The organism is Halomonas sp. GT, from assembly GCF_002082565.1.
Taxonomy (GTDB): domain Bacteria; phylum Pseudomonadota; class Gammaproteobacteria; order Pseudomonadales; family Halomonadaceae; genus Vreelandella.
On the sequence record NZ_CP020562.1, the window covers coordinates 128,154 to 143,312 of the forward strand.

Consider the following 15,159-nt stretch of genomic DNA (forward strand, 5'->3'; position numbering starts at 1 on the left):
TTTGGGCAATTGCCCTACCGGAGTGGGTTGGCACACAGGTGGCTACCGTAATAAAGGAGGCGTGCTTTGAGCGCAGCCAAAATCAAAGTGTTGTGCGTCGATGATTCGGCGCTGATTCGTGATTTGTTAACGGAAATAATCAACTCTCAGCCGGATATGGAAGTCGTCGCCGTCGCGCCAGACCCCATTGCTGCGAGAGATCTGATCAAACAACACAATCCTGACGTGCTGACATTGGACGTAGAAATGCCGCGGATGGATGGTCTTGATTTTCTTGAGCGGTTAATGCGGCTTCGTCCTATGCCGGTACTCATGGTGTCATCGCTGACCCAGAGTGGCTCAGAGATTACTCTGCGTGCGTTAGAGTTAGGCGCATTGGATTTCGTGGCCAAGCCCAGCTTGGGTATTCGTAGCGGCATGATGGAGTATGCAACTGAAATTACCGACAAGCTTCGCGCCGCTGCTCGCTCGCGTCCTCGCCAAGCCCGCCATAAAAATGCGCCGCCACCCACGCAGCTAAAAGCGCCAATGGTGTCGAGTGAAAAGCTGATTATCATTGGTGCTTCTACCGGCGGCACAGAAGCGATTCGGTCAGTGCTCGAACCACTGCCTGCGAATGCGCCAGCCATCTTGATTACCCAGCACATGCCAGGTGGTTTTACCCGCTCTTTCGCCGAGCGGCTAGATCGACTGTGTCGAATTAGCGTAAAAGAAGCCACCGATGGCGAGCGTGTCTTGCCAGGCCATGCCTATATCGCCCCAGGCGATCAACACCTAGAGCTTGTACGCAGTGGTGCCAACTACGTCGTGCGCTTAAATGATGGTCCGCCGGTGAATCGTCACCGTCCCTCTGTTGATGTGCTGTTTCACTCGGCTTCTAAGCATGCTGGTAAAAACGCCATTGGTGTGATTTTGACCGGGATGGGGAAGGATGGCGCTGTAGGTCTTCTTGAAATGCGTGAAGCCGGGGCGGCCACCATTGCACAAAATGAAGAAAGCTGTGTGGTGTTTGGTATGCCAAGAGAAGCCATCTCCGTCGGGGGAGCAGTAGAAGTGGTTGCTTTAGATGACATTCCATCGCGGTTGATGGCCTTAATTGCCGCTTCAGGGCGTGCTCAGCGGGTATAACACCCCGTTACGCATTAATAGAAAAGGGGAGCAAAAAATGACACGCTCACTGCGTCATATCAGTATTCACTCTGCCGTTATTGTCGCGTTGGCTAGCTTTGTCATGCTGATAGTGCTGTTAGCTGGTATCAGCTTCATGGCAGATCGTAATGCGCAGGCCAACCTGTCAACCTATAGCCTCATCAGTAATAGTCAGCTCAACGAGATTAATCGCGCTGACTCGTTGCTCAACCAGGCAATGCTGGCCATGGAAACGGCATCCAACTTTTTAATGGTCGGTCAAACACGCCAATCCAATGCCCAGGTCGACATTGCTCTGGATCGAATTGAGCGCGCCGAACAGCGTTTTGAGAGCTTTGCTGCGACGCCACGCACAGCGCAAGGTGAAGCATTGGGTGAGGCATTGATAGAAGACTTCCGCGAAGTACTGGCCTTGGTCAAACAGCAGCATGCGACGTTCGAAACCATGGACATCAGTACCTTTAATCAGCTTCGGGGCGAGCTGGTAGAGCCATTGAACAACTTAGCCAATAGCGCCACTGCTTTTGTACAGTATGGTTTTCAACGGGTAGACAGCATTCGTGGCGACGCTGATGCGCAAGGCGATGTGTTTATGTTAGTCAATGCGCTTGCTGTGGCAATTGCGCTATTGGTAACTGCGTTCATCTATATGGCATTACGACGCACCGTCATCGCGCCGTTGAATGACGCCGTAAGACGGCTGGACAAAATATCTCAGGCTGACCTAACGGAGCCCGTTCCCGCGTCAGGCAAAAATGAAGTGGGACGTCTTTTTTCAGCGATGGGCACGATGCAGCAAAACCTGACGGCGATTGTGACGCGGGTGCGAGAAGGCAGTAGTGAAATACATCACGGCACTCGAGAGATAGCGAGTGGCAATGCGGATTTGTCATCACGCACTGAACAGCAGGCCGCCTCGATTGAAGAAACAGCTGCCAGCATGGAACAAATGACGGCAACGGTTAAACAGAATGCCGACAATGCGCGCCAGGCAAGCACGCTGGCCGCAGATGCCTCCACCACTGCCGAGCAAGGCGGCCAAGTGGTTGAGCAGGTAGTGCAGACCATGCATGGTATTTCTACCAGCTCCCAGAAAGTGGCTGATATCACCAGTGTGATTGACTCTATTGCTTTTCAAACCAATATTTTGGCACTGAATGCCTCGGTAGAGGCGGCTCGCGCTGGCGAGCAAGGGCGTGGTTTTGCCGTTGTGGCAGGCGAGGTTCGCAACTTAGCTAGCCGCAGTGCCGATGCGGCAAAAGAGATCAAAACACTGATTGATGCCTCCGTTGCACAAATCAAGCAAGGCTCTACGCTGGTAGAACAAGCGGGCACCACTATGTCCGATGTGGTGACGGCTGTCCGTAGAGTGACCGATATTATGGATGAGATTTCTGCAGCATCTCAGGAACAGAGCGATGGCATTGAGCAGGTAAGCCAAGCGGTAGGGCAGATGGATGAAGTCACCCAGCAGAATGCGGCGCTGGTTCAGGAAGCCTCCGCAGCGGCTATGTCGCTTGAAGAGCAAGCAAATAAGTTAGAAGAGGCGGTGGCTGTCTTTGCTTTGTTAACTAGCCAAGAGGGAGGGCAGCGTCAAACGTTGCCAGCGAGTAGCCAAGTAAACGTGCCTGCTGTCAGGCAGCAGGCAGTCACTACGCCCAGCGCTCGCCGAACCCCAGAGCCTAGCCACCACGACGAGTGGGAAGCGTTCTAGGTTTTAATAGCCGTTTTAAGGACGGTTTTAAGAACTGCTTTAAGGATGTTTTTAAGCATCGTTATTTTAGAAATAATTTGATTGAGAGGATGACCAATGGCCGATAAGAACATGAGTTTTCTGGTAGTGGACGACTTTCCCACCATGCGCCGGATCGTTCGCAGCTTGTTGAAAGAGCTAGGTTTTACCAATGTTGATGAAGCAGAAGATGGTCAGGACGCCCTGAATAAGCTGCGTGCGGGTAACTTCGAATTCGTTGTATCTGATTGGAATATGCCTAATCTGGACGGCTTAGAAATGCTTAAAGAGATCCGCCAGGATGAAGCACTGAAAGGGCTACCCGTATTGATGGTGACCGCGGAAGCCAAAAAAGAGAACATTATCGCGGCCGCCCAAGCGGGCGCTAACGGCTACGTCGTCAAGCCGTTTACAGCAGCCACACTCGAAGAAAAGCTAAACAAAATCTTCGATAAGATGGGTAAATGAAGCGGCTGCGCCTGAGTGCTCGGTTAACGAGGAGACAACACGATGAGTCAGCATGAGCAGGATAGCGCTACCCAGCTATCTGAAGAAGCCGCTGAAGACCTGATCTTTCGCATCGGCAAACTTACCCGCATGTTGCGTGACAATATGCGAGAGCTGGGCCTGGATAAAGAGATCGAGAAAGCAGCGGAAGCAATTCCTGACGCGCGTGACCGGTTGCATTACGTCGCTACCATGACTGAGCAGGCAGCTGAACGTGCATTAAACGCTATTGATCGCGCCCAGCCATTGCAAGACCAACTCTCTGATCGTGCTGAAGCGCTCGATAAGCGCTGGGCCGAATGGTTTGAAGCGCCCAAAGAGTTGGATGATGCCAAAGCCTTGGTAAAAGAAACACGCACCTATCTAAGTGATGTGCCAACCATTGCTGCAGCGACAAACAAAGAACTGCTCGATATTATGATGGCTCAGGATTTTCAAGATCTTACCGGCCAGGTCATCAAGAAGATGATGGATGTCATCCGAGAAATTGAGCATCAGTTGGTGCAAGTACTTATCGATAACGTGCCGGGTGCTCATGTCCGTGAGTCGATGCAGCGTAAGGCAGAAGACCAATGGAAAAATGAGAACGCGCGTCGTAATGAAGAGCTGTTGAATGGCCCTCAGGTTAAGGACAATGCACCTGACATCGTTACTGGTCAGGATCAGGTAGACGACTTATTGGACGAATTAGGCTTTTAATGCGTTGTTATTAAGACATTGTGAAAGGCAGTATCTGGCACTATAGGCATTTGTTCAGCCGTCCCTAGGGGCGGCTGAATTTATGATAAGCCACGCAAGATACCGCCGGATGGCCGCATGGCAGATAACGACAGCGATCAGGAAAAGACGGAAGAGGCCACGCCCCGACGCTTGGACAAAGCCCGGGAAGAAGGCCAAGTACCCCGGTCTCGAGAACTGGCGACCTTTTTGCTGCTATTAGGCGGTGTGATTGGGCTGTGGAGCATGGGGCAAATGCTCTATGACCAGCTGGGCATGGTGATGGAGCAGGCCTTCTTATTCGAACGCCGTCATGCCATGGAAAGCACCCCGATGCTGGTCAATGCGCTGGATCTGGGGCAGCGCACACTGTTCGCAATGCTGCCGCTGTTCTTACTGTTGACGGTGATTGCACTGGTCGCACCCGCATTACTAGGAGGATGGTTGGTCTCGGCAAAATCAATGCAGCCCAAACTGTCGAAGCTAAACCCAATAAAAGGGTTGCAGCGTATTTTTTCGTCGCAGGCGTTGATTGAATTAACCAAAGCGATTGCCAAATCAATCCTGGTCGGCGGCATTGCATCCGCGTTTCTGTACGCCAACCTTGGTAAGTTTATGGGGCTAATGAATCAGCCCATTCAACAAGCGTTGGCGACCGCATTGAATATGTCGGCGTTAGCTGCCGGCCTGATCGTTTTATCACTCGTGGTGGTTATCTTAATTGATGTGCCTTTTCAGCTTTGGAGTAATGCGAAAAAGCTGCGTATGAGCAAGGAAGAAGTTAAGCGAGAGCATAAAGAGTCGGAAGGCGACCCCCATGTTAAGGGCCGGATTCGCCAGCAGCAGCAAGCAATGGCCAGAGGGCGGATGATGAGTAAAGTGCCTGATGCCGACGTTATAATCACCAACCCAACCCACTATGCTGTGGCCCTAGCGTATAAGGAAGGAAGCATGGGCGCCCCTCGGCTAGTGGCCAAAGGGGCCGATGCAGTGGCCGCACGTATCCGCGAAATAGGCCTGGAAGCCGGTGTGCCGCGATTGGAAGCCGCTCCTTTGGCGCGCGCCCTGTATCATCACGTGGATTTAGACGCTGAAGTGCCTGCGGAACTGTATACCGCAGTGGCTGAAGTGATGGCCTGGGCTTACCGCTTGAAGCAGGTCGCACAACAAGGAGGCGAGGTGCCCCCAACCCCAGACAATTTATCGGTCCCTCCCGAAATGGAACACTCCAGTCGAGATGCCGGTGGCAGTGAGGCGCAATCATGAAAGGCTTAACCCAATTGATCAATCAGCGCGATTGGATGGGCGATGTGCGCATGAAGTTGCTCGCAGGGCCGCTGCTGATTTTGATGATCTTGGGCATGATGATTCTGCCCTTGCCGCCCTTCGCGCTCGATTTGCTGTTCACGTTCAATATCGCGCTAGCCATCATGGTGCTGCTGGTCAGCATGTTTGCGGAAAAACCACTCGACTTTGCTGCTTTTCCTGCGGTGCTGTTGTTTACCACGCTATTACGGCTATCGCTAAATGTGGCCTCGACCCGTGTCGTGCTAATGGAAGGCCATCAAGGTGGAGATGCGGCCGGTAAAGTCATCGAAGCGTTTGGTACCTTCCTGGTCGGCGGTAATTTTGCCGTTGGTCTGGTGGTCTTTTTAATTCTGGTCATCATCAACTTCATGGTTATTACCAAGGGGGCTGGGCGTATTGCCGAAGTAGGCGCCCGCTTTATGCTGGATGCCATGCCTGGCAAGCAAATGGCGATTGATGCGGACCTGAATGCAGGCCTGATTGGTGAAGAAGACGCTAAAAAGCGGCGTACTGAAGTCGCTCAGGAAGCGGATTTTTATGGCTCTATGGATGGTGCGAGCAAATTTGTGCGTGGTGACGCCATGGCTGGCTTAGTCATCATGGTGGTCAATATTATCGGCGGATTATTGATCGGTATGATGCAGCACGATATGGGCTTTTCGGATGCTGCCCGTACGTATACGTTGCTAACCATCGGCGATGGCTTGGTGGCCCAGATCCCCGCGCTGGTGATCTCAACCGCTGCTGGTGTCACCGTGTCGCGCGTCAACACTGACCAAGATGTTGGTCAGCAAATGATCAGCCAGCTATTTATTAATCCTCAGGTCATGATCCTCTCTGCGATGGTGATGGGGCTGCTGGGCATGGTGCCTGGGATGCCAAACTTGGTATTTCTGATTTTTACAGCACTGCTGGCGGGCTTAGCGTGGTATTTGATTCGTCAAAAAGAACAGGCGTTGGTAAAAGAAGAGATATCAGCAGCGCCACTGCCCCAACAAGAGTCACCGGAAGCCAGTTGGGAAGATGTGCAACTGGTCGATACGCTGGGGCTTGAGGTGGGGCATCGGCTTATTCCCCTAGTGGACTCCCGCCAGAAAGGGGAGCTGCTGGCTCGTATTAAAAGTGTGCGCAAGAAATTTGCCCAGGAGGTTGGGTTTTTACCGCCCGTAGTGCATATACGCGATAACCTGGAACTGCCTCCAAATACCTACGTACTCTCCATGAAGGGAGCAGAAATTGGCCGTGCTGATGCACAGCCGGGCAAATGGCTGGCAATCGACCCCGGTCAAGTATCAGGCGAATTACAGGGAACGCCTACCCAAGACCCTGCCTTTGGTTTGCCTGCCATCTGGATTGATGCCAATCAGCGTGAGCACGCCCAGGTGTACGGTTATACCGTGGTAGATGCCAGTACGGTCATTGCCACTCACTTAAATCACCTGCTGCATCGCCATTCGCCAGAAATGCTGGGGCGGCAAGAAGTACAAAAGTTGCTCGATAAGCTGGGTGAGGATCAAAAGTCATTAGTCGAAGAGGTGGTGCCGAAAGCCATTTCACTCACCGTATTGCAGCGTATTTTGCAGAACCTGCTCAATGAAGATGTCTCGATACGCGATATGCGCACGGTGTTAGATACTCTGGCAGAACATGCTGGGCAGCAAAAAGATGCTAATGAGCTGACGGCATTGGTGCGTATTGCCTTGGGTCGAGCGATTACCCAGCAGTGGTTTGCCGGCCAGGAAACGCTCAACGTGATGGGGCTTGATGCCCAGTTAGAGCAAGTGCTTATGCAGGCCATGAATGGTAACGGTGCGATGGAGCCAGGGCTTGCTGATACGCTCATGACGCAGGCACAAGAGGCCCTGGAGCGTCATGAAGGTAGCGGTGAAGCACCGGTGCTGGTCGTACAGCACTCGCTGCGTGCTGTGCTATCGCGTTTCTTACGTCGGCGTGTGCGTCATTTGGTGGTGATGTCTCAAGCAGAAATACCGGATGATCGTACGTTACGAGTCACTACGGTAGTCGGAGGGCGAGGATGAGACTGACGCAGGACACCCGTTCCAAGCCATCAAGAAGAGGCGCAGGTAAAGCATGAGCGTGAGACGATTTGTTGGAGCAAACAGCCGCGATGTGATGCGCCAAGTGCGCGAAGCATTAGGTGATGACGCTTTAATTGTCGCCAATCGCCGTACCGAGGGGGGCGTCGAAATACTGGCGATGGCGGATGAGGCGGTTGATCATTTTGAGCCTTCCCCCTCATCTCCTCCTGCCCCCGCTTCGCAAGTTGCCTTTTCATCGCGAGATTCAGATCCGCTTCAGGCAATGAGCGAACGCTTGCTGCGCGAGATGCAAGAGATGCGAGAGCTGCTTTCCCAGCGTCAGTCAGCGGGTGATGCGCCCGCCTCCGCAACCACTGACGACCCTCTCTCCCGTTTGCGCCAGCAACTGCTTAGCGTTGGTTTCAGCGAAGAGCTAAGTGACGAAGTGCTGGCGGCGCTGCCGACGTCATTGGCTCAGCAAGATGCTGATAGCGCGCTGGCGATGGAGTGGCTTCGTGGGCAGCTAATGGCGCGGTTACCTGTACTGAAAGAAGAAACTGGCTTTTTCGATAAAGCGGGAATTGTCGCGCTGGTGGGGCCTACGGGGGTGGGGAAAACCACCACCACTGCGAAACTAGCAGCACGTTTCGTGATGCGCCACGGTACGCGCCCTGTGGCTCTTGTCACCACCGATAGCTTTCGTATTGGAGCACACGAGCAGCTACGAATTTATGCTCGCCTGCTTGATACCCCCATGTATGCCTTAGACGCCGAGCAGCCGATTGATGAACTGGTCGGACGACTGCAGGGTAAACAGTGGGTGATTATCGACACCGTCGGTATGAGTCAGCGTGATCAGCGTGTGATTGAGCAGATTGCCCATTTGCAGGGCGGGCAAGCGTCCGTGCGCTTAGTACTGCTGTTGAATGCCGCTAGCCAGCCTGAAACGTTGGAAGAGGTCGTGTTGCGCTATCGCCAAGCGGCACGGGCGGCTGGCGCTGAGTTAGATGACTGCATTATTACCAAGCAGGACGAAGCCGGTCGGTTAGCCCCCGTGCTTGATATTGTCATACGCCATGGCTTGCGTGTGTTATTTGGTTCATACGGACAACGTGTTCCAGAAGATATGGCGGTTGCGGATCCAGCTGCGTTGATTGATCAAGCCCTTAGTGCCTCATTGGGGAAAGGGCGTGAAGAGCGACGTCCCCCCTCCACTTCGCAACCTCACTCGGTGAGTCTGCCGCGCTGGTCGCGAGATGTGTTGGGGCAAGGGCGCCGCCTCAGCTCTGTGCTGACGCGGCTGCGTGAAAGGATTATCGGGTTTTCAGCGTTAGAGTCGGTATGGAATATCGCCTCCTTACCGAGCGTGCTGCAAGATAAACGCTTGGATGCTCTACTGGCTAGCGAGCCCTGTGCAGATAAGGGGCTGGGTATGGCATGGTCTCCACGCCGAAATGAGCGGGGCTGTGACTGGTCGATGCCCGATCTCGCGTTAGACGCCGACGGCGGCTGGCTAGCGCTAACCAGCCTGCAGCATCGTCAGCCCGCAGGCTGGCAATCACGGCTGTTGCGCCAAGGTGAAACGTTGGGGGCCGCCGTTCATCTGCTCCCTGTGTTTCCCGACCCCGCCACGTTAGCGTGGTTAGAAGCCCAACACCTGACCTGGGTCACGCTAGTGGCAGCTACTCAACGGGTATACTGTCAGGGCGAGCGCTATGCCCAGCGCCAGTTGTTCACAGATAGCCCGCTCACACATCACACCGACCTGCGTTTTCGTGGCCAAACGGTGCAGCTATGGCATACCCATATGGCTGTGGAAGATGCTGCAGGCACCCCGATGTTGGCATGGATTGGTGACGTTCGCGATCCTGAAAATGGCAAACGCATCGCGCGTCGCTACTGGTTAACGCCTGCCCGATTAGGCACAGATGTGCGTTCGCTTTTGGTTATCCAGCTTCAAAGCGAAGGGGTGTCTAGCCTAACCAAACGCGCTTGGCAGCAATTGAAAGATTCGGACGATGGCGAAGTAAGCACGGAGGTTCGCTTATTGATGGCCAGCGGTATCGCCGCCGCAGCGGGGCACTTAGATGTCGCTAATGATGACGCTGCGATAGCACTGCGTTCCGATTTGTTAAGGTTGTTGGGTACCACGCGTAAGCGACGCGATACGGCAATGTTGGATGCGCTTGTTCACGCGTTTATGGCTCGTGACGCCATTCGCCAACTCAGCAGCGTTAGTCGTGAGGGGCTGGAATGAGTGCCCAGGACCAGGCAGCAGGCCTGCGTAAATGGGCGGATTTACAGCGCCAGCAGCGCCAAGCACCGTCTGTAGAGAGCGACCCCGTGGAAGATGAACCAGGGGCTGAGCCAATGGCCGCTATGGCCGACTCTTCAACGGCGCCGCCAACTGCTGCCTCAGCGCAAACTACCGCACCGCCCTCGATGCCGCAAAACCCGCTTATTGTGATCGGTATGCCTAGCAGTGGCGATCAGCAGGTGGCTAAAGTAAAAGGGCGCCTAGCCCAATGGTCAGTACTTGGCCGACGGTGGGCTGGCGACCCGGATGATTGGGATATTCACATCGTTAAGGCAGATGCCGCTAATCTTGGCCAACTGAAAGAGCGCTTTCCGCGTTGGGCGTTATGGATTAATAGCGATGCCGATGCATTCGCACAGATGTATCGTTCGCTGCGGCAAGTGCAGGAAAACGGCGGCCCTAGGCAACTGCTGGCGCTGCACGAGCCAAACTTGCCGCGTAGAGGTCTGCTCGACAACCTGCGGGAAGCCGCCAGCTACTATTTAGATATAGAGCTTTTACTGCTGGCGCGATGACGCTAGCCTGACGCCATGTGACCGCGCTTAAACAGAGGCTATCAAGCGCCACTATAAGGAATAACAATGCTTATGTTCGCTGGTTTCAAAACGCGTTATTACCATGCGGCAGTGATGCAAATAGTTTTAACATAATGGGCTATTTTAAGATTGCTAGCTTCAAAACCGTGTTGATGGCGGCACTAAGCGCCGTCACCATGAGTGTTAATGCGGCTACGGGCAGTTGGAGTACCGAGGTGCCCAGCGTGCTAGTCGCGATGAGTGACCGAGCTGTTAGTAGCCAGCCCATTCAACCTCCGGCAGGGGCTCAGACAGAGCATGCTTCAATAGGACGTATTCATTGGCGTTTTCAAATGCCGGTTAATGCGCCAGTTAATGCGTGGCTATGCCATCCTGAGCAGTGTGTTCCTTTGACTGCTATGCGGGGCTCAACCTCTGCGTTAGCCGGTAAACAAGTGAATGGGCCGATGCACTTTCGTTTTGCGCTGACGCCGGGCCAGCGCCCGGTGCGGGTGCAGGAACTGCAAGTGATTGTGAACTACCAGTGAACAGAGTTCAGCCGTGAGGCACGAGGATGTATACAGCACAAGGCAGGATTAAACAGAGCGAGCTGTTAACCCAATACATGCCACTGGTAAGACGTCAGGCCTTAACGCTGCAGGTTAGACTACCCGCAAGTATTGAGTTGGATGATCTTATTCAAGCTGGCATGGTGGGTTTATTAGAAGCATTGGGGCGATTTGATGCGACCCAGGGGGCGACATTCGCCACGTTTGCAAGCCAGCGTATTCGCGGTGCCATGATGGATGAGCTGCGCACACGTGATTGGTTACCCCGCAGTGTACGCCGTTCTGCCAGAGCCGTGGATGATGCGGTGCGTCGCCTTGAGCAGCAGTTAGGACGCCCACCAGAAGAGGGCGAAATCGCACGTGACCTAGATATGCCGCTCAGTGAGTATCAACAACTACTTAACGATACGAACAGTGGCCAGTTGCTGCCCTTTGAAGAACTGGTAGCCGAAGGGGCCGAGCCCGCGAAGGAGGAAGCCACTAACCTGCCTTTCGATCAGTTACTAGATCAACAGCAGCGTCAGTCGTTAATTGATGCGATTGAGGCCTTACCTGAGCGTGAAAAGCTACTGATGGCGCTGTATTACCAAGAAGAGTTGAACCTCAAAGAAGTCGGGGCGGTGCTTGGAGTGACCGAATCTCGTGTCTCCCAGCTGCATAGCCAAGCGATTAGCAGGCTTCGCGCTCGCTTATATGACACCCCCTAACGCCACTATTAATTAATCACGAATAACCGGCGAGGAGCCGTTGATGAACCCATCTACGCTGATCGGTATTTTTGCCAGCATGCTTTTGCTGGTAAGCGTGCTGTTTTTTACTGCAGAGTCGCCAGAAAGCTTTATCAACTTGCCGGGGCTAGCCATTGTGGTAACGGGCACCTTGGCGGCTACCTTTATTAGTTATCCGCTGAAGGAAGTGCTACGTGTAGTACGCCTGGTGGGACTGGTGTTTCGGCGTGAAAATACCTATGTGCGTGATGATATTAACGAACTGGTTTCCATGGCGCGCCTTTGGTTTAAAGGCGATGTCAGGGCGGTTGAGAAGGAGCTAGAGCACACTCGTAACCCCTTTTTGCGCACCGGGATCCAACTGGTGATTGCTAACACGAAAGAAGACGAAATTTTCGATATGCTGCGCTGGCGCATTGCACGATTAAAAGCGCGGGAGCATGCCGAAGCGCAGATATTTCGTACCATGGCTACCTACGCGCCAGCCTTTGGCATGATTGGCACCTTAGTCGGGCTGGTCAATATGCTGGAAGTGATGGATGCGGGTGATCTTGACGTTATCGGCCCCCGTATGGCGGTAGCTCTGCTAACAACGTTCTATGGAATTCTGCTCGCCAACTTAGTGTTCAAACCGATTGCCGTCAAGCTAGAGCGGCGCACGGAAGAGCGCCTTATCACCATGAATATGGTGCTGGAAGGCATTTCGCTCATTACCAAACGACGTCTGCCTTCTTTTATCGAAGAAACGCTCAACTCCTTTGTGGCTAATTATCATGACGAGATTCGTGATGCCTCTGTAAAACCGCGGCCGACGGCTAGTCCTGTGACAAAAGGGTAGCGCTATGCTAGATCGTGATTCACGGCACGCACTGGAATTACCCCCTGTGTCAGGCGAGGGGGATGAAGGCTGGCTAACGAGCTACTTAGATGTTTTAACGCTGCTAATCACGCTGTTTGTTCTACTGCTGGCGTTAACGCCGCCGGGGGGAGGGGAAGCCTTTGACAGCGATAGAATGCGCTCGGCAAGCGCTTTTATCTCGCTTCCGTTGGCCAGCTTGGCAACCGGCATTCATCCTCGGCACAGTGGACTGAAGCCGCAGATGGCAGAGCTTAATATTCCTGGCGTTAGTGTCTCTCAAGGCGAAGAAGGTGTTACGCTGCGTATCGATGACAGCTTGCTTTTCCCTAGTGGTGACGCCGTGCTAACGTCCCAGGGGCAAGATGTGTTAGAAAGCCTTCTCGCCGTGTTAACGTCCTTTGAAGGTCAAATTTCTGTAGAAGGACATACAGATAATATTCCCATTGCCACCTCACGCTTCCCCTCAAATTGGGAACTCTCGGTAGGACGCGCCATTGCGGTGGTCCGGCATCTTGAGCGCCAGGGAGTTGCTATTTCACGTATGCGGGCAGTCGGCTACGCCGATACCCAACCCATGGAAAGTAACGCAACGTCGGAGGGCAGATCTGCCAATCGGCGCGTCGAACTGTTGCTAAGGCAGCAGGCTGAGGGGTAAAGAGATTTCTTGAGGCTATCTCTGTGTCGAAGTATCACTCGCTACTACAGTCGTTCGGTGCATTACTGGTGCTCGATGCCGACAGCCGACGCATACAAGCGATTAGTAGCAACTTCGCTGTATTGCTGGGGGTAAGCCTTCCTGACGGGCATTTCCCAACGCTATCCAGCGTTCTAGGCAAGCGCTTAAGCCAGCGCATCCGCTACGAGCTACAAGGTCAGCAGCGTTTGCCGGGGCCGCTCACGTTTAAATGTCCCGCTCGATCAAATCGTTTTCAGTTACATGCTTACCGTGCTGGTGCGCATGTATTAATTGAGATAGAGCCGCTTCACACCCTCGGTAAGCAGCGTCTACTTGGCACGGTGAACGAACGCTTGATGCGTCTAGCAGAAGCGACACATCAAGAAGAGCTGCTTGATTATCTGGTGATAGCTGTTCAAGAATTAACCGGGCATGACCGGGTGTCTGTGTGCCATTTCAATAGCGATTGGCATGGGTTAATCGTTGCCGAGTCGTTAGCTACGGGGGCCGTTCAGCCCGGCGTCGAGTTGGCAGCAGGTCGTTTACCTGCCTTGTTAGGCCAGCGCTTCCCCGCCAAGGATTTCCCTGTTGCACTACGGCGCGCCTACGAGCGCCATCCGGTTCGGCTGATCCAAGATATTGAAGCACCCTGTGAGCACTTGCTACCGGAGAGTGCGACGGTGGATGTAAGTGATTGCTTCATGCGTGCTCCGGCCCCTGAACGGCAAAAATACTTACAACGTCTTGGCGTACGCGGTGCATTAAGTGTGGCCATGCAGGGAGATACCGGCCTTTGGGGGCTGCTATTTTGTCATTCGACATCAGCTTACCCGGTAACGCCGCCTGTGCGCGATGCGGTGCGCACCTTGGTGCAAATGGCTACGCAGCGGCTGTTACTGCTGAGAGCCCGCCAAGAAGCACGCTATTTGCAGCGTGTACAAGATAGCTTGGTGCTTTCAAGTAATAATCGTTTAAAGCCCCAGGGGCCTTATCAGCTGTTTACGGAGCATGCCGATACATGGAAGGCGCTTTTTCGTGCCAATGGCGTTGCGTTATGGGTGAAAGGCAGTATCTATCAGTCGGGTAATACCCCTAAGCCAGAAGCAATCAGCCAGTTGGTCTCGCGAATTGAAAAAGCCCATATCCATAGTGGGCCGTGGTGTACCCAAGAGACAGCCAAAGAGGCACTCACGTCCTCTTTAGATATGTTGGGACAGAGTGGTGTACTGGCAGTGCCGTTGCCGACCGACCCTGTTCAGCGCGGTTGGCTGATATTTTTTCGCCCTGAACAAGTGGAAACACTCTACTGGGCAATGCAACCCTCTTCAGCACCCCAGCCGCCTCTGATGATGTCGCCTTCTGACGCGTGGTGTGAGGAGGTCACAGGAAAAAGCGAAGCCTGGCAACGGGTCGAGCGGCTAGCAGCGATGGATTTGGGGGAAGATTTAACGCTGGCCATTTCTGCTTATGAGATCAGCACGCTCAATATGCACCTGGAGCGCGAGCGTAAAGCACTGGCAGAAGCGAATCAGCGGTTAGAGCAGTTGGCACATTTTGACCCTCTTACTCAGGTGTGGAATCGCTACCGTATCGAACAGGCCATTGATGCAGAGCTGGTAGCAGCAAAACGCTACGGAGCGGCTTTCGCTCTGTTGTTGTTTGACGTCGATCATTTTAAACAGATCAATGACACCCTCGGCCACAGCGTGGGCGACGATGTATTGGTTTCGCTAGCACGTATGGTGGAAAGCTCACTGCGGGGCTGTGATCATTTGGGGCGCTGGGGAGGAGAAGAATTCGTGGTATTGGCGACTCACTCCAGTATGGAAGCCGCAGAAGGGCTTGCTGAACGCTTGCGTGGCCTAGTGGCCACGCTACAGGTGAATGGCCTGGGCCAAGCGATAACGGTCAGTATCGGTGTCGCAGTATGGCAGCCCGATGACAGCTGTAAGACTATCATTGCCCGGGCCGATGCTGCCATGTACCGAGCTAAACGTAATGGCCGTAATCGCGTTGAAATCGCTGAAAAAAGCGTGCAATGAC

Annotated in this window: 13 protein-coding genes; all 13 read left to right on the plus strand. The window is 53.7% G+C overall.

Annotated elements, in window-relative coordinates; translation table 11 throughout:
- Positions 1 to 66 precede the first annotated feature (66 nt).
- The 13 genes from B6A39_RS00590 to B6A39_RS00650 all read left to right on the plus strand — a co-directional run bounded on the left by B6A39_RS00590 (position 67) and on the right by B6A39_RS00650 (position 15,158).
- The gene (locus B6A39_RS00590; protein WP_083000354.1) at positions 67 to 1,128 is read left to right on the plus strand and encodes a protein-glutamate methylesterase/protein-glutamine glutaminase; all 1,062 of its coding nucleotides are present in this window, start codon (positions 67 to 69) and stop codon (positions 1,126 to 1,128) included.
- Positions 1,129 to 1,165: 37 nt separating this feature from the next.
- Complete coding sequence (locus B6A39_RS00595; RefSeq protein WP_083000356.1) at positions 1,166 to 2,863, plus strand: methyl-accepting chemotaxis protein; 1,698 nt, start codon at positions 1,166 to 1,168, stop codon at positions 2,861 to 2,863.
- A 96-nt stretch (positions 2,864 to 2,959) separates the two neighbouring features.
- The gene (gene cheY / locus B6A39_RS00600) at positions 2,960 to 3,349 is read left to right on the plus strand and encodes a chemotaxis response regulator CheY (protein WP_009097747.1); all 390 of its coding nucleotides are present in this window, start codon (positions 2,960 to 2,962) and stop codon (positions 3,347 to 3,349) included.
- Positions 3,350 to 3,391: 42 nt separating this feature from the next.
- Complete coding sequence (gene cheZ, locus B6A39_RS00605; protein WP_083000359.1) at positions 3,392 to 4,087, plus strand: protein phosphatase CheZ; 696 nt, start codon at positions 3,392 to 3,394, stop codon at positions 4,085 to 4,087.
- A 117-nt stretch (positions 4,088 to 4,204) separates the two neighbouring features.
- The gene (gene flhB / locus B6A39_RS00610; protein WP_083000361.1) at positions 4,205 to 5,371 is read left to right on the plus strand and encodes a flagellar biosynthesis protein FlhB; all 1,167 of its coding nucleotides are present in this window, start codon (positions 4,205 to 4,207) and stop codon (positions 5,369 to 5,371) included.
- On the plus strand, positions 5,368 to 7,452 hold the full coding sequence (gene flhA, locus B6A39_RS00615) for a flagellar biosynthesis protein FlhA (RefSeq protein WP_083000363.1): 2,085 nt from the start codon (positions 5,368 to 5,370) through the stop codon (positions 7,450 to 7,452). The genes flhB and flhA overlap by 4 nt, the downstream gene beginning before the upstream one ends.
- 52 nt (positions 7,453 to 7,504) lie before the next feature.
- Positions 7,505 to 9,709 carry a flagellar biosynthesis protein FlhF gene (flhF, locus tag B6A39_RS00620; RefSeq protein WP_083000365.1) on the plus strand — a complete coding sequence of 735 codons (2,205 nt, stop codon included), beginning with the start codon at positions 7,505 to 7,507 and terminating at the stop codon, positions 9,707 to 9,709.
- The gene (locus tag B6A39_RS00625; RefSeq protein ID WP_083000367.1) at positions 9,706 to 10,284 is read left to right on the plus strand and encodes a hypothetical protein; all 579 of its coding nucleotides are present in this window, start codon (positions 9,706 to 9,708) and stop codon (positions 10,282 to 10,284) included. Before flhF ends, B6A39_RS00625 begins: the two co-directional genes overlap by 4 nt.
- A 134-nt stretch (positions 10,285 to 10,418) precedes the next feature.
- Positions 10,419 to 10,832 (plus strand): flagellar protein FlhE, encoded by a 414-nt coding sequence (locus B6A39_RS00630; RefSeq protein ID WP_232318739.1) that lies wholly within the window; start codon positions 10,419 to 10,421, stop codon positions 10,830 to 10,832.
- 26 nt (positions 10,833 to 10,858) lie between these two features.
- On the plus strand, positions 10,859 to 11,560 hold the full coding sequence (locus B6A39_RS00635; RefSeq protein WP_083000369.1) for an RNA polymerase sigma factor FliA: 702 nt from the start codon (positions 10,859 to 10,861) through the stop codon (positions 11,558 to 11,560).
- A 43-nt stretch (positions 11,561 to 11,603) separates the two neighbouring features.
- A complete protein-coding gene (locus B6A39_RS00640) occupies positions 11,604 to 12,419 on the plus strand; it encodes a motility protein A (protein ID WP_083000371.1) in 816 nt (271 codons plus the stop codon).
- Between the two features lie 4 nt (positions 12,420 to 12,423).
- On the plus strand, positions 12,424 to 13,095 hold the full coding sequence (locus B6A39_RS00645) for an OmpA/MotB family protein (protein WP_083000373.1): 672 nt from the start codon (positions 12,424 to 12,426) through the stop codon (positions 13,093 to 13,095).
- 23 nt (positions 13,096 to 13,118) lie between these two features.
- Positions 13,119 to 15,158 (plus strand): sensor domain-containing diguanylate cyclase, encoded by a 2,040-nt coding sequence (locus B6A39_RS00650; protein WP_083000375.1) that lies wholly within the window; start codon positions 13,119 to 13,121, stop codon positions 15,156 to 15,158.
- The last annotated feature ends 1 nt before the right edge of the window (position 15,159 follow it).